Below are 17876 nucleotides of genomic sequence, written 5' to 3' on the forward strand. Positions count from 1 at the left end.
CCCCGCGTGCGCTCACGGTCGCCTCACGCCGCGGCGATCGCGTCGGACCTGACGACGCCGACGGCGGCGGCGATCTTCAGGGCCTCGGCCGGGAGGAACGCGACGGCGCCGACGGCGATCGCCTCGACCGGGCCGAGCGAGAGGACGATCGCCAGGCCGGCGACGCCGAACCCGTAGATGACGACGGTGCCGAGGACCATCGCGCCGACGAGCGACGGGAGGCCGACGGAACGGAGGTCGCGCAGCGCCGCGCCGCGGTGGACGACCGCGCCGACGACCGCCGCGGCGATCGGGTACGACCAGAGGTAGCCGGCCGTCTGCCCGACGAGCGCGCCGACGCCGGCCGACCCGCCCTCGAAGACGGGCGCGCCGAGCGCCCCGGCCGCGAGGTAGAGCACGAGCGACGCGCCGCCCCACACCGGACCGAGGAAGATCCCCGCGAGGAAGACGCCGAGCACCTGAAGGGTCACGTCCACCGGCGAGACCGGGTTCGGGAACGTGACGTACGCGAACGCGCCGACGAGCGCCGCGAACAGCGCGGCGCGCGCGAGGTTCGTCGCCGCCTCGTCGCCGACGAGGTCGACGGACTCCGTGTTCGTTGCCATGGCTGAACGGACTCGTAAACCCACTTGAACGTAGCGGTTTACGAGTGCGGCGCGGGCGAGGGGCGGCTCCGGGAGACCCGCCCCGAGGCGCGACGGACCACCGATCCGAGCATCAAGAGTGCCCCTCGATAATCCCCGGATAATAACGTTCATCCCTACCCGGCGTCCACGACGCGAGTATGCCCAAGATAAGCGTCGAGATCCCGGCGGAACTGCTCGCCGACCTCGACGAACACGTCGGCGACGACGGGAAGTTCGTGAACCGCAGCGACGCGGTGCGCGCGTCGATCCGCAAGAACCTCGACCTCCTCGACAAGATCGACGCCCGCCACGACCGCCTCGACGGCGGTTCCTCGTCGACCGCGGCCGGGGCGGCGGAGGAGACCGATGAGTAGCCGGACCGCGGGCGGCGAGAACAGTCCCTTCCGGGCCGACCCGCTTGACCGGTCGGCGGTCGCGGCGGTGGCGCTGATCACCTTGTTCACGGTCGCGCTCGCGACCGCACAGGTCACCGCCGCGAAGGTGCTCGCGCTGCCGCTGCCGTTCGCGCTCCCGATCGTCGGGACGGAGATCCTGCTGCCGGGCGCCGCGCTCGCGTACGCGCTCACGTTCCTCGCGTCGGACTGCTACGCCGAGCTGTACGGGCGGCGAGCGACGCAGGTCGTCGTCAACGTCGCGTTCCTCGCGAACTTCCTCGTGTTAGCGTTGGTGTGGTCGACGCTCGCGGCGCCCGGCGTCGACCCCGAGGTGTCGAGCGCCTTCCAGACCGCGCTCGGGCCGGCGGCGAACATCGTCGCCGGCAGCCTGCTGGCGTACGTCGTCAGCCAGAACTGGGACGTGTTCGTCTTCCACGCGATCCGGGACCGCACGGGCGAGGGGATGCTGTGGCTCCGCAACATCGGCTCGACCGCCACGAGTCAGGCGATAGACACCGCCATCTTCGTCGGCGTCGCCTTCTACGCCGCGCCGCTCCTGCTCGGCGTCGGGAACCCGCTCCCGGGAAGCGTGCTGCTCGCGCTCGGAGTGGGCCAGTACCTGCTGAAGCTCGCGATCGCCGTCCTCGACACGCCGGTCGTCTACCTCGTCGTCGGCGCGGTCCGGGACTGACCGGGCCGACCGCGTTCAGGTTCGTCCGTCCCGCTCTCACAGCGCTCAGGCGACCGCCAGCGCTCGTCCCGGGCTGTCGGGGAGGTCGACCGGAACCCGTTCGAAGGAGTCGCCCGCGTCGCGGGTGACGAAGAGCCCCCGGTTCGAGAGCGCCCAGACCTCCCCGGGTGATCGCCCGGCCGCCAACACCGCCCGGTACGTCCCCTCGCCCGTCGGGACCCCGCGGTCGTCGAGGCGCTCGAACGCGCCCGCGTCGCCTCCCGGCCCCGTCGTCGCAACCTCACCCTCCGCATCGCGACGATAGCGGTACAGGTACGCCTCGCCGCGGCGGTGGGCGGCGGTCGCGCTCGCGGCCGCGCTGACCAGGGCGGTGTTCGGGTCGCCGGGGTCGACCGCGAGCCCCCAGACGTAGCCGTGATCGAGGCCGGCGTCGCGGACGCGCCACGAGTCGCCGCGGTCGCCGCTCTCCGCGAAGCCGTCGCCGGCGGCGGCGTAGACGCGGTCGGGCGCGTCCGGGTGCGTCGCCATCGCGTGAGTGTCGCGGCGCGACCCCGGCGGGCGGTCGGTCCATGTCTCGCCGCCGTCGGGCGTCACGGCGAGCGCGCCCGCCTCGATGCCGAAGAGCCACCGCTCCGGGTCGGCCGGAGAGGGCTCGATCCACCGCACGTGATGCGTGTCGGGCCGCGGCGGGAACGACCACTCGCGCGCCGACGGGAGGTCGGGCAGCCCGCCGACCCGCTCCGCCGTCTCCCCGCCGTCCGCGGAGCGGTACGCTCGCGAGGGCTCCGTGCCGATCCAGACGATCCCGGAGTCGTGCGGGCTCGTCGCGACCGCGGTCACCGCGTCCGGTCCGGAGCCCTCGGGTCCCAGCATCGAGTCGGCGGTGCGGGCGAACCGGTTCCCGCCGTCGACGGAGCGGAACAGCCCCGCGTCGAACGTCCCCGCGAGGACGCGCGGGGCCGAGTCCCCGAGCGTCCCCGCCTCGTCGGCGGGACCCGGACTCGCGACGGAGAGGCACTCGACCCGCTGGCCGGACAGGCGCGTCTCGACCGAGCCGGTCTCGGGGTCGACGATCCGGAGCCCGTCGTCGTAGGCCGCGTAGATTCGCATGGGTCGAAGTTCGGACAGGAGGCTCAAAAGCGTACGCCGGTTCGGCGGGGGTCTCGGGACAGCGGCACGCCGAGCCCCCGGCGCGTCGGCGAACGGGGTTCCACGAGCGCAAGAGACTTACCGCCTCCCCCCGTGCGAACTGTACGCATGGATCTTCGCGTCCAGGGAGACGTTCCCCCCGATCCGTTCCTCGGCGCCGCGGACCTCTTCGAGACCGAACACTCCGTGGAGGCGCCGGTCCGCGTGGTGGTCCGCGAGGACCCCGACGAGCGGACCTGGGCCGGCCACTACGACGACCACCACGTCCTGAACGTCTCCCGACGGGCCGCCACCAGCGCGATGGCGCGCGAGCTGGCGATCCACGAGTTCGCGCACATGGCGCGCTACGAGGAGGGCCACCCCTCACACCTCCAGTCGACGGAGGAGGCGCTGTACCTGGGCCTCTCCGGCGAGGAGGTCGAGCGCCGGAAGCTCGCGCACTGCTACCAGATCGCGAACCACATGAAGGACATCTACGCCGACGACATCACGCTCTCGGTGGCGCCCGCGGACAAGCTCCTCGGGTTCCTCGAGTCGACGCTGGCGGCCGCGGTCGCGGACCGGCCCGACGTGTCGCGCACCGGATCGCCGCCGGTGACGGCCGGCGCCGACCCCGAGATCACGGCCGTCAACGCCGCGTTCGCGCTCGCACTGATCGAGCGACACGACATCGCCGGCCCTGACCACCGCATCTACGACCTCGCGCGCGCCGCCGGCAGCGACACCGACGCCGTCGACGTCGACGCGTTCAAAGGGCGATTCCTCGACCTCGGCCACGACCCCTCCGAGAGCGACTACCGGAAGGCGCTCGTCGCGGCCGCCCGCGCGTACGCCGTCTGAGACCGGAACGCGGCTCACGGACACGAACCGGCTCACGGACACGAACCGGCTCACGGACACGAACCGGCTCACGGACACACGAACGGTCGGGCTGCGGAGCGGCTCGCGGGCGGCCGAACTACCCGATTGCGACTATCCGGTAGGAATCACGCGGTGGCGCGTGCCTCCGAGCGCCCAGCGGGCGCGAGGAGCACGCGCGAGGGAGTCGCTGGCGCCGGCGGCGCCAGCGACGAGGCTGGGGAGGCGTGAGGTGCCGTGCGGTGCGGGGCCCGAAGGGTCCGTAGCCGATCCGCCGTCAGAATTTATGAACGATCGCTCCGCCTCAAAAACGTCGTGTTCCGCGTCCTATTCCACGTCGTTCCGGGCCGGGGCGCCGTCGCCGTCCGCCTCGACGGAGCCGCCCTCGTCGGTCGAATCGACCGACTCCACCGGAGCGCTCGAGTCGTCCGCCGCGCCGACGCCGTCGAGGACGGTGACGCGAGCGGACATGATCCGGGTGTTGTCGACGCGCTCGATGCGGATCCGGATCTGGTCGAACTCGATCTCCTCCCCCTCCTCGACGAGGCGCCCGGCGCGGTTGAACACGAAGCCGGCGAGCGTCTCGAACTCCTCGCCCTCGGGGAGGTCGATCCCGAGGATCTCGTTGACCTCGTCGATGTTCACCTCGCCTTGAACGACGGCGACGTTGTCGTCGACGAACTCCACCGGCGCCTCCTCGTCGCCCTCTAAGATTTCGCCGACGATCTCCTCGACCATGTCTTCGAGGGTGATGATCCCCTCGGTGGTGCCGAACTCGTCGATCACCGTCACCATCTGGAGGCGGTTGTCCTGCATCTCCGCGAGCAGCTCGTCGGCGTTCTTCGACTCGGGGACGTGGAGGGTGGGCTTGACCACCCGCTCTAAGGAGGGCGTCCCCTCGGAGTAGCGGAGTTCGCGGACCAGGTCGCGCACGGTGACCACCCCGATGATGTTGTCGAGGTTCCCCTCGTAGACGGGGACGCGCTCGTGGTCGGCCTGGATACACGTCTCGATCGCCTCCTCGACGGAGTCCTCCTTCGCGACCGCCGTGACGTCCAGTCGCGGGGTCATCACCTCCTTGGCGATGGTGTTGTTGAACCGGAAGATGCGGTCGAGCATCTCCCGCTCCTCCTCTTCGATGACCCCTTCGCGCTCGCCCGTCTCGATGATGTTCTGGATCTCGTCGCGGGTGACGTACGTCGACTCGATCGCCGCCGAGCCGCCGATGACCGCGTTGACGCCCTTCACGATGTAATCGAAGAGGACGACGAGCGGGTACAGCGCGTACTCGGAGGCCTTCAGCGGGCGAGCGATCCGGAGCGCCCACGACTCGGTGTGCTCGACGGCGTACGACTTGGGCGCGCTCTCCCCGAAGATCAGCACGAGCGTCGTGATGCCGAACGTCGTCGCCAGCACCGACTGGCCGCGGGAGAGGTAGATCCCGAACAGCGCGGTGGCGATGGAGGTCATCGCCACGTTGACGATGTTGTTGCCGACGAGGATCGTCACCAGCAGGCGGTGGGGGTTCTGTTTCATGTCGCTGATCGTCTTCGCGCCCGTCACCCCCTCGTCGACGAGGCTGTCGATGCGGTGTTGCGGCAGCGAGAACATCGCGATCTCGGACGAGGAGAAGAACGCCGAGAGCCCGACTAAAAGCAGGATCGCGACGACGCCGAGGAGGGTGATGACCCTGTCACCCGGCATCGGTACCTGGAGGACGTCGACCAGCGGCGCAGTAGACGACAAGCCCATGTTCGTTTGTCTTCCGTCGGCCCGCGATTAAAGCGTTCCCTTCGAGTACCCGCGGCGCGTCCCTTCGCGGTCGCCGAGCGGCGCGTTCCGACGGTCGCCCGGACGCGCCGCGTTCGAGGGTGCCGCTGCCGACACGATTACCCGTCTCGCGGGCGAATCGGGACGTATGAGCGAGCCACAGATCACCCTGTACCGGCTTCAGGCGTGCCCGTACTGCGAGCGCGTGGTCCGGACGCTGAACGAACTGGACCTCGAGTACCGCTCCCGGTACGTCGAACCGATGCACTCCGAGCGCAACGTCGTCAAGCGCGTCTCCGGCGCCCGGAGCGTGCCGGCGATCGTCGACCGGGAGACCGGCGTCACCATGTCCGAGAGCGCGAACATCGTCGAGTACCTGAAGGGAACGTACGGCGACGCGGCGACCGACGGGGGCCGCGCAGTCGACGCCGAGGGAGGTGCCTGAGATGCCCGACTTCGACGTCGTCTCCCTGCCCGAGACCGACCACGTCGCCGAGGGCGACACGGCGCCAGACTTCACCCGCCCCCTGGTGAACGGAGAGTACTGGGAGGACCGCGCGCTGGCCGACGTCGTCGACGGGCCGACGCTCCTGCTGTTCCACCCGATGGACGGCGCCTTCCAGGGGACGTACCTCTACAACACGGTCGACGACCACGGGTGGAGCGACGACGTCGACGTGCTCGGCGTCTCGATCTCGACGCCGTACGCCCACAAGCGCCTGCTCGCCGACCGCGGCGACGGCGTCCGGATCTTCTCCGACCCGTGCGCGGACGTGATCGAGGAGTACGGCCTCGCACAGGACATCGACGGGATGACCGGGATCACGGAGAGCCGTCCGGCCGTGTTCCTCCTCGACGCCGACCGCACCGTCGAACACGCGTGGGTCGCGAGCGAACACCCCGAGTTCCCCGACGCCGAGGCGATCGACGACGCGGTCGCGGACCTCGTCGACTGAGCGGAGTCGGGCTCACCGATTGACGCGCACACACTCGTCACCCTTTTTCAACTCGGCGCCGAACGAACGCGCGTGACCGCCGACACGAGCGACGACCGGCCGGACCGATCCGACGAGCTGCGCGCGGCGGCCGCCGCCGTCGAGCGCGGCGACCCCGTGGTCTATCCGACCGAGACGGTGTACGGGCTCGGCGCCGACGCGCTCGATTCCGACGCCGTCGAACGCGTCTTCGACCTGAAGGGCCGCGACCGGTCGAACCCCCTCTCGCTCGGCGTCGCGAGCGTCGACGCCGCGCTCCGCTACACTCGACCGACGGAGCTGACCGTCGCCTTCGCCCGCGCGTTCCTCCCGGGGCCGGTGACCGTCGTCGTCGAGCGCGGCGACCGGGTGCCGGACGCGCTCACCGCCGGCCGCGACCGCGTCGGGATCCGCGTGCCGGACCACGACCTCGCGCGGGCGCTCCTGAGCGAGACCGGTCCGCTCACCGCGACGAGCGCCAACGTCTCCGGCACCGGCAGCGTCACGGACCCGAGCGAACTCAGCGACCGGATCCGCGAGGGAGTCGCCGCCGTGATCGACGGCGGGGAGGCGCCCGGCACGGAGAGCACGGTCGTCGACCCCGACTCGGGGACTATCCACCGGCGCGGCGCGATGGCCGGCGCCATCGAGGCGTGGCTTGCGGACCCGCCGGTGGACGGGTAGGAGGGCTCGAAAAGACCGGTCGCGGGGTTAAACGGAGAGGTCGCCCTTCGCTTTGATCACGTCGAGGTCCTCGGCGTCGACCGTCTCGACGTCGAGCCAGTGGGGGACGTACTCGCGTTTGTCGTAGGCCTCGCGCTCGTCTTCGGTGCCGACCGTACACCAGAGCTGCGGTTCGTCCGGGCCGTGCCAGCCGCCCTGAACGTTGATGCCGAAACAGACCAGCTCCTCGCCGTCGTGCTCGATCACCGCGTCCTTCCGTATGTCGGGGTCGCCGCGGATAATGAGGTGTTGCATGTGCCGGGGTTCGCGTGTTCCGGGCTTAATCGCTTCGATACCGCGGATCGGATCGCGGCGGCGCCCTCACCAGCCCGCGTCTAAGTCCTCGACGAGCGCGCCGAGGATCTCTCGCGTCGTCGCGGCGACGATCGGTTCGAGCGCGTCGGGGTCGCTGTTCGTCGGATCGCCGAGTCCGCCCAGTTCGGTCACCTCGTCGAAGTACTCGTAGCTCCGGGTCCGAGGCATCTCCGCGGCCTCCTGCGGCTCCTTCTGCTCCGTCCGGACGAGGTCCGGGCGGTACAGCTCCACGAAGCTCGTCTCGTGGTCGCCGGCGTGACCCCACCCCTCGCCGTACGCCTCCTCGAGGTCCTCCTCCGCGAAGTCGGTCCAGTGGACGAAATGGACCGTGAGATCGGTGTCGCGGCCGAGCCGGTCGGCGGCGATCGACAGGGGCTCCCGGTTCCCGCCGTGGCAGTTCACGATCAGCAGTCGGTCGACGCCGTGTTCGGCGACCGACTCGCCGATCTCGCGGACCACGTCGACGTACGTCTCCGTCGAGAGGGTGACGGTCCCCGGGAACCGCATGTGGTGTTCCGACTGGCCGTACGGCAGCGTCGGGAGCCGCAACAGGTCGAGGTCGAACTCGTCGGCCGCGTCGACCAGCTCGGCGGTGAGGTGGTCCGCGCGGAGCGTGTCGGTCGACACCGGGAGGTGCGGGCCGTGCTGCTCGGTGCTACCGGTCGGGAGGACCGCGAAGTCGGCGCCGTCGATCGCGTCTCCGGCGTCCTCCCAGGTCATGCCGAACAGGTCGGCGTCCGTCTCTGGCATGGCGGGGCGTCCGGCGGCGGGCGAGGAAAAGCTCGGGGTAGCGGCGAGGCGGAGGAGACCGCCGGGGAGGGGGCGGAGGCCGGACCGGAAGCCGGCTCAGGAGGAGTAGTAGTACTCGCCGTCGCGCTTCTGCTGGCTGTCGAGCTGCGACCCCGGCTTGTTGATCCGAGGGCGCCCGGTGCGCTCGTCGCGCCGGAAGGTGATCTCGAGGTCGGCGAGGAACTCGTTCATCCCGTCGCGCATGTCCTGCGGCGGCGCGGCGCGCCCGCGCTCGGCCGGCTCGCCGTCGAACACCATCAGGCGGTCCGCGAGGAGGTCGATCATGTAGATGTCGTGGTCGATCACCATCACCGTCGCGTCGTGGTTCTCGGCGTACCGGCGGATCGCGGTCGTCGCCCGCACGCGCTGTTCCACGTCGAGGTGCGCGGAGGGCTCGTCGAGCAGGTAGAGGTCGGCGTCGTCGGAGAGGCACGCCGCGATGGCGACGCGCTGGCGCTCTCCGCCCGAGAGGTCCGAGAGGTTCTGTTCCATCACGCGCTCCAGCTGGAGGGGCTGGGCGATCTCCGTGTTCCAGTACGAGGTGCCGAACTCGTCGGTGATCGAAGAGAGGAACGCGTCGACCCGCATGTGCTGGTCGATGTCGATGTACTGCGGCTTGTAGGAGATGTCGAGCGCGAAGTCGAGCGCGCCCTCGTCCGGCTCCAGGTCACCCGTGAACAGCTGCGCGAGCGTGGACTTCCCGATCCCGTTCGGACCGACGACGCCGAGCACCTCGGAGCGGTTGATCTCGCCGCCCTCGACGTGGAGCTCGAACTCGCCGTCGCCGTAGGACTTCCGGAGGTCGGGGTACTCGATCAGCGTCTGGCTCCGCGAGGCGACCCGCGGCGCGTGCTCCTCGAAGGTGATCGCCGACGGCCGGATCCGCATGTTCTCGTTGTCGAGGTACCCCTTCAGGTACTCGTTGATGCCCTTCCGGACGGACTTCGGGTCGGTGATGACCCCGTAGGCGCCCGGCTCCCCGTACGCGACGTGGAGGGTGTCCGCCAGCAGGTCGAGGATGGCGAGGTCGTGTTCGACGACGAGCATCGACCGGTCGGCGGCGTCGTCGTCAGCGAGCTCGCGGATGAGCCGCGCGACGGTCATCCGCTGGCCGATGTCGAGGTACGGCGTGATCTCGTCGAGGAAGTAGAAGTCGGCGTCGCGGGCGAGGCACGCCGCGATGGCGACGCGCTGGAGCTCGCCGCCGGAGATGGAGTCGATGTTCTGGTCCATCACCGGCCGGATGTTGAGCCGGTCGACGAGGTCGTCGAGCGCGCCGCGCTCGTCCGTCCGCTCCAGCAGCTCGCGGGTGTTACCGTCGAACTGGTTCGGGATCTGGTCGACGTACTGGGGCTTGCGCGCGACGGTCACGTCGCCCGCCTTCAGCGATTCGAGGTAGTTCTGGAGGCCGGTGCCGCGGAAGCGATCGAGGACGCGCTCCCAGTCGCCGTCGGCGGTGTGGTCACCGAGGTTCGGGACCGTCTCGCCGGCGAGCGCGTGGACCGCGGTCGATTTCCCGATCCCGTTCGGCCCGAGGATGCCGGTGACGCTGCCCGGCTCCGGCGTCGGGAGGCCGTACAGCGAGAAGGCGTTGTCGCCGTAGCGGTGGACCGGGTCGTCGTCGAGTTCGGAGGGGAGGTTGATGATCTCGATCGCGTCGAAGGGACAGGAGTTGACACAGATGCCACACGTCTCGCCCAAGCAGATCTCCTCGGAGATGTGGATCTGGTCGGGGTCGCCCTCCTCGGCGTCCTCCCCCCGCTCCGTGATACACTCCTTGCCCGTCCGGTTCGGCGGGCAATCCTTCATACACTCGTAGTTACAGCGGTCGGGCTGGCACCGCTCGAGGTCCACGACCGCGATGCTGTCGTCGGCCATCTCAGACCCCCAGGTCGACGGCGGACGTCAGCAGGACGGTGTAGCTGATAAACCAGAGGGTGAACGTGAGGAACGCCACGTAGAGGTTGTCCTTGATCCCGAGGTCACCGACGCCGATCGCCTTGTACACCGGGTACTGGACGATGACGAACGCGCCCAGCACGAACACCGCGGTGGTGCTCGCGGCGGACGCCGGATCGGTGCCGACGTAGACGGCCGAGACGACGCCGGCCGCGATCCCGGCGAGACAGCAGATTGTCGTGACGACCACGCCGCGCGCGTGGTCGGACAGGCCCGAGTCGTCGCTCATGCGTTCGGATCCGCGAGCGCCCGTGAAAAGCCGTTCGTTCCGGCCGTCGGGTGCGAGGGGGGACCGCCTCGGAGAGCCGGCACCCCTCGTCGATCCGACGCGACGAACGTCGCCGTCGGAGCGCGCGCGAGCGAAATCGCTGACTGACTAGTCAGTCCAGCGGGGTAAAAGGAGATTTTTTTGCCGCCTTTGGGCGGATTTCGTCGTCAGATGCGGAATATACATCCGGTAAACGGCGTTCTAGCGGGAATACTCCATCAACATTTATGAGCGTGTGCGGTTTCGATTCGTAACGATGGAAGCAACCCAAACGGAGGGCCTCGACGACCTCCCGCCGAGCGCCAAACTGGTCTTCAAGGTGCTCGAGTACAACGGACCGCTGACCCAGAAGGGGATCGTCCAGGAGTCGATGCTGTCGGCACGCACCGTCCGATACGCGCTCGAACGGCTCGAGGGGATCGACGTCGTCGACGAGGACGTCTACTTCGCGGACGCCAGGCAGAACCTCTACAAGCTCACGGAGCCGGCACAGGAGTTCACGGCCGACGAGAGCGAAGCCTCCTGTACCGCCGACTGAGGCTCGGCCGCCGGTCGTCCGGACGGCTTCCGCTTTCGGCCGCCCGTACCGACGACGCCGAGCGCCGCCTATCCGTCACTCGGGGCGCTCCGCCCCGTCTCCGCGAGCACCGCGGGCCGCCGTCACGACCGTGAGGCCGACGGCGACCGACAGCGCCGACGTGGCCGCCAGCACGAACGCCAACAGGAGGAACCAGACGTCCGGTCCGAACAGGGGGTACTCGCGCGTGTCGATCACCGGCCCGAGCAGCTCCAGGGTCCTGACGAGGTACAACAGGACCGCGAGCAGCGCGCCGACCGCCGCCCCGATCCGAACGTTGCGGTAAAACGACAGCGACTCCAACAGGACCAGCATCGGGGGTTTCGAACGCTCGTCGCTCACGGAGACGCGTACGGCCGGCGACCGCAAAGAGCCATCGGAACGCGACGCGCGGAACGACATCTATCACGATCGAAACGGACGTACGAGGGCCTGACAGCGTCAGTGACAGCCGTCAAGTGGAGCGACGGAGAAGGAGGACGTATGCCCAGAGTCGTGCTGTCGGCGTTCCCGATGATAGACCCGGAGACGTACCGCGAGGTCCTGGCCGACGCGATCGACGAGCCGGTCGACGTCGAGGTCGCGGAGCTGGGGTCGACCGAGCGGCTGATCGAGGCGGCGACCGGCGCCGACGCGGTCGTCACCGACATCAACACGCCCGTCACCGAGGAAGCCCTCGACGCCACGGACCTCCGGGTCGTCGTTCGCTCGGCCGTCGGCGTCGACAACGTCGACGTCGCGGCGGCCGCGGAGCGCGGCGTCACCGTCACTCGCGTCCCCGACTACTGTACCGACGAGGTGGCGACCCACTCCGTCTCGCTGCTCTTCGTCTGCCTCCGCTCGTTGAAACCGTACGACGACGCCGTCGCCGGCGGCGGGTGGAGCTGGGAGACCGGTCGCCCGATCCGACGCGTGAGCGCGTCGACGATCGGACTGCTCTCGTTCGGCCCCATCGCGCGGCGCGCGGCCGAGCAGCTCTCGGGGTTCGACGCCGACCTCGTCGCGTACGATCCCTTCGTCGACGGCGACGAAATGGCCGAATACGGTGTCGAGAAGGTCGGCTTCGAGACGCTGTTCGACCGCGCCGACCACGTCGGCGTCTACGCGCCCCTGACGGACGCGACGCGGGGACTCGTGGACGCCGACGCGTTGGCGCGGCTGAGCGAGGACTCGGTCGTCGTCAACGTGAGCCGCGGCCCGGTCGTCGACGCCGACGCGCTGCTCGACGCGCTGGCGGCGGACGAGATAAAGGCCGCCGGCCTCGACGTCCTCGCCGAGGAGCCGCCCGAAGGCGACCCGCTCGTCTGCCGCGACGACACGGTCGTCACGCCGCACGCGGCGTGGTACAGCGAGGAGGCGAGAGACGACCTGAACCGAAGCGGCGCGGCCGACGTGGCGGCCGTTCTCAACGGCGAGACGCCGGACGGCCGGGTCGACCCGGACGCCGACTGGCTGTAGCGCGGCGGCGCGTCGCGGGACGACGAGACGGGCTACAGCCGGTCGAGCGCGTCGAAATCGTCGTCCCCGTCCAACTCGTCGTCCCCGTCCAACTCGTCGCCCTCTCCCGGGCCGTCCGAACCGTCGGAGACGAGGGGGTCGCCGTCACCGCCGCCCGGGTAGCTCGCGTCGAGTCCCGCCGCGAGGCCGGGGCCGAGGTCGTACGTGTCTCGGACCGTCTGCGCGAGGACGCCGTCGCGGTCGAAGACGACGTAGACGGCGACGAACTCGTGGTCCGCGGGGCGTAACACGAACACCTCTCGCGGGTCGTCGTCGTCTCGGGAATCGTTCACGCGGGCGACGAGCGGTTCGATCGGGAGCCGCCCCGTGCGGACCTCGTCGAAGGTGTCGCCGCCGGGCGCGTCGGCGAAGAGGTACAGCGCGCCGTTGGGGTCGCCGTCGTTCGAGCGGGTCGTGATCGAGCCGACGGGCTCGCCCTCGGCGCGGATCTGTCGCCACGTCTCGACGGCCGCCTCGAACATCCCTTCGACGGCGTCCGCGAAGCGGAACCGCGTCTCGCGGACGACCTCGACCTCGCGGAAGCGGGCGGAGCCGTCGGTCCACGCCAGCGTCGCGTCGACGACGAAGCCGGGGCGGAGCGCGTCGACGGCGTCCGCGAGGTCTCCCTCGTACCCCTCCGCGGTGGCGTAGAGGGGGTCGTATCGGTCCGCGGCGTCGGGATCGGTCGGGTCGACCGGCCCGTCCGCGAGTTCGACGAGGACGAACTCATCGGCGGTGCCGTCGGAGTCGGCGGCGGCCGAGGTGGGGTCCGCGGCACTCGGGGCGGAGTCGGCGGCCGCAGCGCCGCCGTCGTCGACCGCAGCGGAATCGGCGGTCGCGTCCGTGTCGTCGTCGATGTCCGGCCGCCGGCGGCGGTCGTGGACGCGGAACCGGCCGCTCGTCGTCGGGTCCATACCCGTCGGTGGGGCGGCGGGCTGAAAAGCCGGTCGGAAGCGGCGCGTCGGAGCGCTCCGAACCGCCCGCGGATCCGTGTCGTTATGGGGCGGGCGACCCAAGGAACCGGTAAATGGGGATCCTCGAAAACAAGTCCAACGCCCGGATCTTCTACAAGTACCTCTCGAAGGTGTACGACCGGGTCAACCGCTTCAACTGGACCGAGGAGATGCGCGCCGAGGCGCTCTCGTGGCTGGAGTTCGGCGACGACCCGAAGGTGCTCGACGTCGGCTGCGGCACCGGGTTCGGCACGGAGGGGCTGCTCGAACACGCCGACGACGTTCACGGCCTCGACCAGAGCGTCCACCAGATGGAGAAGGCGTTCGAGAAGTTCGGGAGACACGACCGGGTGAACTTCTACCGCGGCGACGCCGAGCGGCTCCCGTTCCGCGACGACACGTTCGACGTCGTCTGGTCGTCCGGCTCCATCGAGTACTGGCCCAACCCCGTCGAGGGGCTCCGCGAGCTCCGCCGCGTCGCGGTGCCCGGCGGGCAGGTGCTCGTCGTCGGTCCGGACTACCCGCACAACCCGGTCCTCCAGCGGGTGGCCGACGCGATCATGCTGTTCTACGACGCCGACGAGGCCGACCGGATGTTCGAGGCGGCCGGCTACGAGGAGTTCGAACACCACATCCAGCGGGCGACGCCGCAGAGCCCGCGAGCGATCACGACCGTCGCTCGGGTCCCGGGCGGCGACGGAACGGACGGCGAGTCGGGGTCGACCGCCGCCGACGCGGACGCCTCGACGGTCGATGCCGAGTAGGAGCACCGGCGGCTGACCCGGCCGGAATCGAGAGTCCGGCCCGCGAGCGTTCTCACCCCGCTTCGACGGAGGTCTCCAGCGTCGCGACCGGCTGCCCGTCGGTCGTGATCCTCACCGTGACCGTCTTCCCCGGTGCGAGCGTCGGGTCGTTGGTCCCGGCGACGCGGAACGACGCCGTCTGTCCGACCCGCCACGTGTCGTCGCTGGCGGCGTTGAACGGACCGGTCGGTCCGGGGTGGAAGCCGGCGGCCGAGAAGAACGGGACGGGCGGCTGACTGTCGAGCGGTTCGCCGTCGACGCTGACGCGAATCGTCACGGCCGCGACGTCGATCGGGTCGCCGCCGCGGTGGTCGATCGCGATCCGGTCGTCGGTCGCCGACAGCGACAGCACCGCCGACGGCGGTACCGTCGGACTCGGACCGCCGAGCGCGGCGGTCGCGACGCCGCCGGCCAACACGACCGTGATCGCGATCAACAGCACGCCCGCGACCGGCGCAATCCCCCGATCGGCGCGACGAACAGCTAGTGACACGGCGGTACTGTGTCGGTTTTACCTAAAAGGGTCGACCCCGCAGTCGACGACCCGAGGACGGATCCAGACCGAGGACCGACGGCTCGGACGGCGACGACCCGAGGCGGGCGGTCACCCGCCGCCGACCGGCCTCGGCGTCGGGAGGGGTTCGATGTCACCGACGACGAGGACGCGGGGCTCGTCGACGACCGTGATGCGGTACGTCTCGGCCGGCGAGAGCGTCCGGACGACGCCCGCGTCGTTGGTCGTCCCGATGGTTCTGCTATCGCCGTCCCCGACCGACTTGGTGACGATGACGTCGGAGACGGGCTCGCCCGTCTCCTCGTCGCGGACCGTGACGGTCACCGGACCGCCGGGATACGTCCGCTCGACGGTGACGTTGAACCCGTCGCCGGTCTCCGACACCGGTTCGCTGTCGGGGAACGCGGACAGGTCGATCCGCTGGTGTTCGACGAACACCTGCTCGGTTCCGCCGCTGACGAAGGTGCGGAGCGTGCCGATCTCGTGCGGAATCGTGATTCGGTGAACTGCGCCCGCGCCGAAGGCGTCGGGTTCGCGGAGCGCGGCCGTCTCGGGGTAGGCCGCCTCGGTGATCTCGATCGCCTCGCTGTTCGAAATGGGGCCGCCGCCGCGGTCCCAGCGGTCCGTCCGGAACACCTCGCGGACGTAGTGACCGTCGACGATCGTCGCGAGCACGACGGCTCGTTGGCTCGACGCGACGTATAGGTCGCTCGGGGGGGACTGCCCGCGGGCGATCGCGAGGGCGTGGTCGCGGACCGGCCCCGAGTACACCTGGAGGGCCACCTGAAGCTCGTCGAGCCGAGCGGGCGAACTGAAGTCGTCGGTCGCCTCGGCGAGCGCGTCGATCTCGTCGAGCCGCTCGTCGTACTCGCGGGCGGTCGCGGCCACGCGGACGAGCCTGTCGACCAGTTCGCGGTCGGTGATCTCGCCGGCGGCGTGCGCGCTGAAGGCGTTCGCCTGACGGCTGTTGAGCGCCACCTCCGCGCGCTCGACGCGGTTTATTTCCGCGAGGATCTGCTGTTGCCGCTCCACGTTCGTCTCGGTGCGCTCGATCCGGCTGACGACCGCGGCGGTCTCGACGGCGGCGTCGGCGTCGGCGGTCGCGAACCCGAGCGACGACCCGAGATCTGGGCCGCGGGCGTACATACTGACTCGCGTCTCCGCGCCCGGCGGCGTCGACAGCGTCCGAAGCGTGAGGTTCGCTCGGTCGATCTGGGGCATCGTCTGTCCGGCGACCGGCGACGACGGGACGACCGGCGACCGTAGATCGGTACCGAGAGCCGAGCCGGCGGACGGAGCCGAGCCGGCGGACCGCGTCGAATCGGCGGCCGGGGAGTCGACGGACGGTGAGACGACGCCGGGCGCGGTGACGCCGGCGACCGGGGCCACGAGCAGCAAGACGGTGACCGCGGCGATCTGGAGGGCTCTCATCGTCCGAGGGTTTGGCCCGCGATACAAAAAGTCCACCCACTGCGGCCGACCGACGGAATCGATGCGGATCGGCGTCCGCGACCGCGTCCGGTCCGTTCGGCCGAGAAATTCGGGTGGAGACCCGTCAAAAAGTATCGGATGGAAAGCGTTTTGCCCGGCGCGCGAGTGACCCGAGACGTATGCGGAACCCCGCTCTTCGCGCGCTCTTGGTCGCGCTCCTCGCGCTCGCACTGGTCGCGAGCGCCGGCGGCGCGGTCGGCGGCGCGGGCACGACCCCCTCCCCCTCCGGCGCTGACGACATCCCGCCGACCGCCTCGGTCGGCGGCGACGCCTCGGTCGGTCCCGAGTCGATCGAAGCACCCTCGGAACCGGTTCGACGACAGACCGACGACGCCATCACGTCGCCGTCGACCACGCGGATCCGGATCGAACTGAACCCCGACCGCAGCGCCGACTGGACCGTCGCGGTGCGGTACTCGCTGGCGGACGAAAACGAGACGGCCGCGTTCGAGACCGCCGGCGAGCGCTTCCGCGCCGGCGAGATCGGTCCGAGCGCGGAGCTGTTCAAGGGGTTCCGCCGCCAGGCGGGCCGTAACGTCGGCCGGCAGATGGCCATCCGGGACGTCTCGCGGGAGTTCGAGGTGTACGAGAACCCCGCCGAGTTCGACATCGCCACGGAGGAGGCGGCCGCGGTCGGCGAACTGCGGCTGACGTTCACCTGGACGGCGTTCCTCGAGCGCGACGGCGAGAGCCTCGTCCTCGGCGACGCGTTGACGACGCCCGGCAACGAGACGTGGCTGCGCAGCCTCGAAGCGGCCCAGACGCTGGAGGTGACGACGCCGGAGGGGTACACCGTCACCGGAACGCCGAGCACCGCCGTGACGCAGCTCTCTGACGGCGACGTGATCATCGAAGGCCCCCAGACGTTCGAAGGGGGCGAACCCGTGCGGATAGTGTACGGCCCCGCCGGAGCGGGCCCCCCGTGGGGTATGCTGATGGCCGTGATCGTCCTCGCCGCGTCCCTCGTCGCCGTGAGCGTCGTCGGGTACCGCCGGATCAACGACGGGGAGGACGGCGTCGGCGATCCGATCGCGAACGGCGACGACGCGGCGACGGGCGACGCCGAGCGGGGCCCGACGGAGGACCCCGACGCGGCCCGCGGTCCGGGAAGCGACGACGGCGACGACGGGACCGACGGACCCGGCGACGGCGACGACGAGCCGGACCTCTCGCTGCTCTCGGACGAGGAGCGCGTCGAGCGGCTCCTCGACGAGAACGGCGGTCGGATGCGACAGGCCGACATCGTCTCGGAGACCGGTTGGTCGGACGCGAAGGTGTCCCAGCTGCTCTCGGCGATGGCCGACGAGGACCGCGTCGAGAAGCTCCGGCTCGGCCGCGAGAACCTCATCTCGCTGCCCGACGAGGGCGGTGACGACGGAGACGACCGCGACGGCGGAGACGGCCGCGGCGACTGACCGGCCGTCCCCTCCGTCGAGCGCGACGAGATCCGAAGCGGACGCCGACCCATCGGTTTCGGGCCCGATCGTCGGCCGGCGGGGGCGGAAACCGTTCGCCCGCCGCCTC

Annotated in this window: 21 protein-coding genes; 10 read left to right on the forward strand and 11 right to left on the reverse strand. The window is 70.4% G+C overall.

Annotated elements, in window-relative coordinates:
• Nucleotides 1-23: 23 nt before the first annotated feature.
• A complete protein-coding gene (locus EXE42_RS10510) occupies nt 24-605 on the reverse strand; it encodes a biotin transporter BioY (protein ID WP_092920919.1) in 582 nt (193 codons plus the stop codon).
• A gap of 179 nt (nt 606-784) precedes the next feature.
• Here EXE42_RS10510 and EXE42_RS10515 point away from each other — a divergent pair, with 179 nt between their 5' ends.
• Nucleotides 785-1000 (forward strand): ribbon-helix-helix domain-containing protein, encoded by a 216-nt coding sequence (locus EXE42_RS10515; protein ID WP_137706476.1) that lies wholly within the window; start codon nt 785-787, stop codon nt 998-1000.
• Complete coding sequence (locus EXE42_RS10520; protein ID WP_137706477.1) at nt 993-1712, forward strand: queuosine precursor transporter; 720 nt, start codon at nt 993-995, stop codon at nt 1710-1712. The genes EXE42_RS10515 and EXE42_RS10520 overlap by 8 nt, the downstream gene beginning before the upstream one ends.
• Nucleotides 1713-1757: 45 nt before the next feature.
• Here the strand turns inward: EXE42_RS10520 and EXE42_RS10525 are convergent, their stop codons facing one another.
• Nucleotides 1758-2822 (reverse strand): hypothetical protein, encoded by a 1065-nt coding sequence (locus EXE42_RS10525; RefSeq protein ID WP_092920916.1) that lies wholly within the window; start codon nt 2820-2822, stop codon nt 1758-1760.
• Nucleotides 2823-2969: 147 nt separating this feature from the next.
• Here EXE42_RS10525 and EXE42_RS10530 point away from each other — a divergent pair, with 147 nt between their 5' ends.
• Nucleotides 2970-3701, forward strand: coding sequence for a DUF5781 family protein (locus tag EXE42_RS10530; RefSeq protein WP_092920915.1), 732 nt, complete (start codon nt 2970-2972; stop codon nt 3699-3701).
• A 345-nt stretch (nt 3702-4046) separates the two neighbouring features.
• On the opposite strand, the gene EXE42_RS10535 is transcribed toward EXE42_RS10530, so the two are convergent.
• The gene (locus EXE42_RS10535) at nt 4047-5471 is read right to left on the reverse strand and encodes a hemolysin family protein (protein WP_092920914.1); all 1425 of its coding nucleotides are present in this window, start codon (nt 5469-5471) and stop codon (nt 4047-4049) included.
• Between the two features lie 166 nt (nt 5472-5637).
• Between EXE42_RS10535 and EXE42_RS10540 the strand changes: the two genes are divergently transcribed.
• The 3 genes from EXE42_RS10540 (at nt 5638) to EXE42_RS10550 (ending at nt 7147) form a co-directional block, all read left to right on the forward strand.
• Complete coding sequence (locus EXE42_RS10540) at nt 5638-5934, forward strand: glutathione S-transferase N-terminal domain-containing protein (RefSeq protein ID WP_137706478.1); 297 nt, start codon at nt 5638-5640, stop codon at nt 5932-5934.
• Between the two features lies 1 nt (nt 5935).
• Complete coding sequence (locus EXE42_RS10545; RefSeq protein ID WP_137706479.1) at nt 5936-6445, forward strand: redoxin domain-containing protein; 510 nt, start codon at nt 5936-5938, stop codon at nt 6443-6445.
• 72 nt (nt 6446-6517) lie between these two features.
• Entirely contained in the window at nt 6518-7147 is a 630-nt protein-coding gene (locus EXE42_RS10550) for an L-threonylcarbamoyladenylate synthase (protein ID WP_199240749.1), read from the forward strand.
• 27 nt (nt 7148-7174) lie between these two features.
• Here EXE42_RS10550 and EXE42_RS10555 read toward each other — a convergent pair whose 3' ends face one another.
• The 4 genes from EXE42_RS10555 to EXE42_RS10570 all read right to left on the reverse strand — a co-directional run bounded on the left by EXE42_RS10555 (nt 7175) and on the right by EXE42_RS10570 (nt 10478).
• Nucleotides 7175-7441 (reverse strand): HAH_0734 family protein, encoded by a 267-nt coding sequence (locus EXE42_RS10555; protein ID WP_092920910.1) that lies wholly within the window; start codon nt 7439-7441, stop codon nt 7175-7177.
• Between the two features lie 66 nt (nt 7442-7507).
• Nucleotides 7508-8251 carry a creatininase family protein gene (locus tag EXE42_RS10560; protein ID WP_137706480.1) on the reverse strand — a complete coding sequence of 248 codons (744 nt, stop codon included), beginning with the start codon at nt 8249-8251 and terminating at the stop codon, nt 7508-7510.
• Between the two features lie 96 nt (nt 8252-8347).
• The gene (locus EXE42_RS10565) at nt 8348-10168 is read right to left on the reverse strand and encodes a ribosome biogenesis/translation initiation ATPase RLI (RefSeq protein ID WP_137706481.1); all 1821 of its coding nucleotides are present in this window, start codon (nt 10166-10168) and stop codon (nt 8348-8350) included.
• A 1-nt stretch (nt 10169) separates the two neighbouring features.
• Nucleotides 10170-10478, reverse strand: coding sequence for a hypothetical protein (locus EXE42_RS10570; RefSeq protein ID WP_092920907.1), 309 nt, complete (start codon nt 10476-10478; stop codon nt 10170-10172).
• 295 nt (nt 10479-10773) lie between these two features.
• Between EXE42_RS10570 and EXE42_RS10575 the strand changes: the two genes are divergently transcribed.
• Nucleotides 10774-11055, forward strand: a complete 282-nt coding sequence (locus EXE42_RS10575) for a helix-turn-helix domain-containing protein (RefSeq protein WP_092920906.1) — start codon at nt 10774-10776, stop codon at nt 11053-11055.
• A gap of 75 nt (nt 11056-11130) precedes the next feature.
• Here the strand turns inward: EXE42_RS10575 and EXE42_RS10580 are convergent, their stop codons facing one another.
• Nucleotides 11131-11409: a hypothetical protein gene (locus EXE42_RS10580; RefSeq protein WP_092921351.1), complete on the reverse strand. Its 279-nt coding sequence runs from the start codon at nt 11407-11409 to the stop codon at nt 11131-11133.
• A gap of 168 nt (nt 11410-11577) precedes the next feature.
• Between EXE42_RS10580 and EXE42_RS10585 the strand changes: the two genes are divergently transcribed.
• Complete coding sequence (locus EXE42_RS10585; RefSeq protein ID WP_137693790.1) at nt 11578-12552, forward strand: C-terminal binding protein; 975 nt, start codon at nt 11578-11580, stop codon at nt 12550-12552.
• Nucleotides 12553-12584: 32 nt separating this feature from the next.
• Here EXE42_RS10585 and EXE42_RS10590 read toward each other — a convergent pair whose 3' ends face one another.
• The gene (locus tag EXE42_RS10590) at nt 12585-13505 is read right to left on the reverse strand and encodes a DUF6663 family protein (RefSeq protein WP_137693789.1); all 921 of its coding nucleotides are present in this window, start codon (nt 13503-13505) and stop codon (nt 12585-12587) included.
• A gap of 113 nt (nt 13506-13618) precedes the next feature.
• On the opposite strand from EXE42_RS10590, the gene EXE42_RS10595 reads away from it, so the two are divergent.
• Nucleotides 13619-14308 (forward strand): methyltransferase domain-containing protein, encoded by a 690-nt coding sequence (locus EXE42_RS10595; protein WP_092920903.1) that lies wholly within the window; start codon nt 13619-13621, stop codon nt 14306-14308.
• A gap of 52 nt (nt 14309-14360) precedes the next feature.
• On the opposite strand, the gene EXE42_RS10600 is transcribed toward EXE42_RS10595, so the two are convergent.
• Both EXE42_RS10600 and EXE42_RS10605 read right to left on the reverse strand, forming a co-directional pair.
• Nucleotides 14361-14807, reverse strand: coding sequence for a type IV pilin (locus tag EXE42_RS10600; protein ID WP_092921349.1), 447 nt, complete (start codon nt 14805-14807; stop codon nt 14361-14363).
• A gap of 144 nt (nt 14808-14951) precedes the next feature.
• On the reverse strand, nt 14952-16292 hold the full coding sequence (locus EXE42_RS10605) for a hypothetical protein (RefSeq protein ID WP_137693788.1): 1341 nt from the start codon (nt 16290-16292) through the stop codon (nt 14952-14954).
• A 179-nt stretch (nt 16293-16471) separates the two neighbouring features.
• Between EXE42_RS10605 and EXE42_RS10610 the strand changes: the two genes are divergently transcribed.
• The gene (locus tag EXE42_RS10610; protein ID WP_137706482.1) at nt 16472-17767 is read left to right on the forward strand and encodes a hypothetical protein; all 1296 of its coding nucleotides are present in this window, start codon (nt 16472-16474) and stop codon (nt 17765-17767) included.
• Nucleotides 17768-17876 lie beyond the last annotated feature (109 nt).

Origin of the sequence: Halorubrum sp. SP3 (genome assembly GCF_005435195.1) — an archaeon.
Taxonomy (GTDB): domain Archaea; phylum Halobacteriota; class Halobacteria; order Halobacteriales; family Haloferacaceae; genus Halorubrum; species Halorubrum sodomense.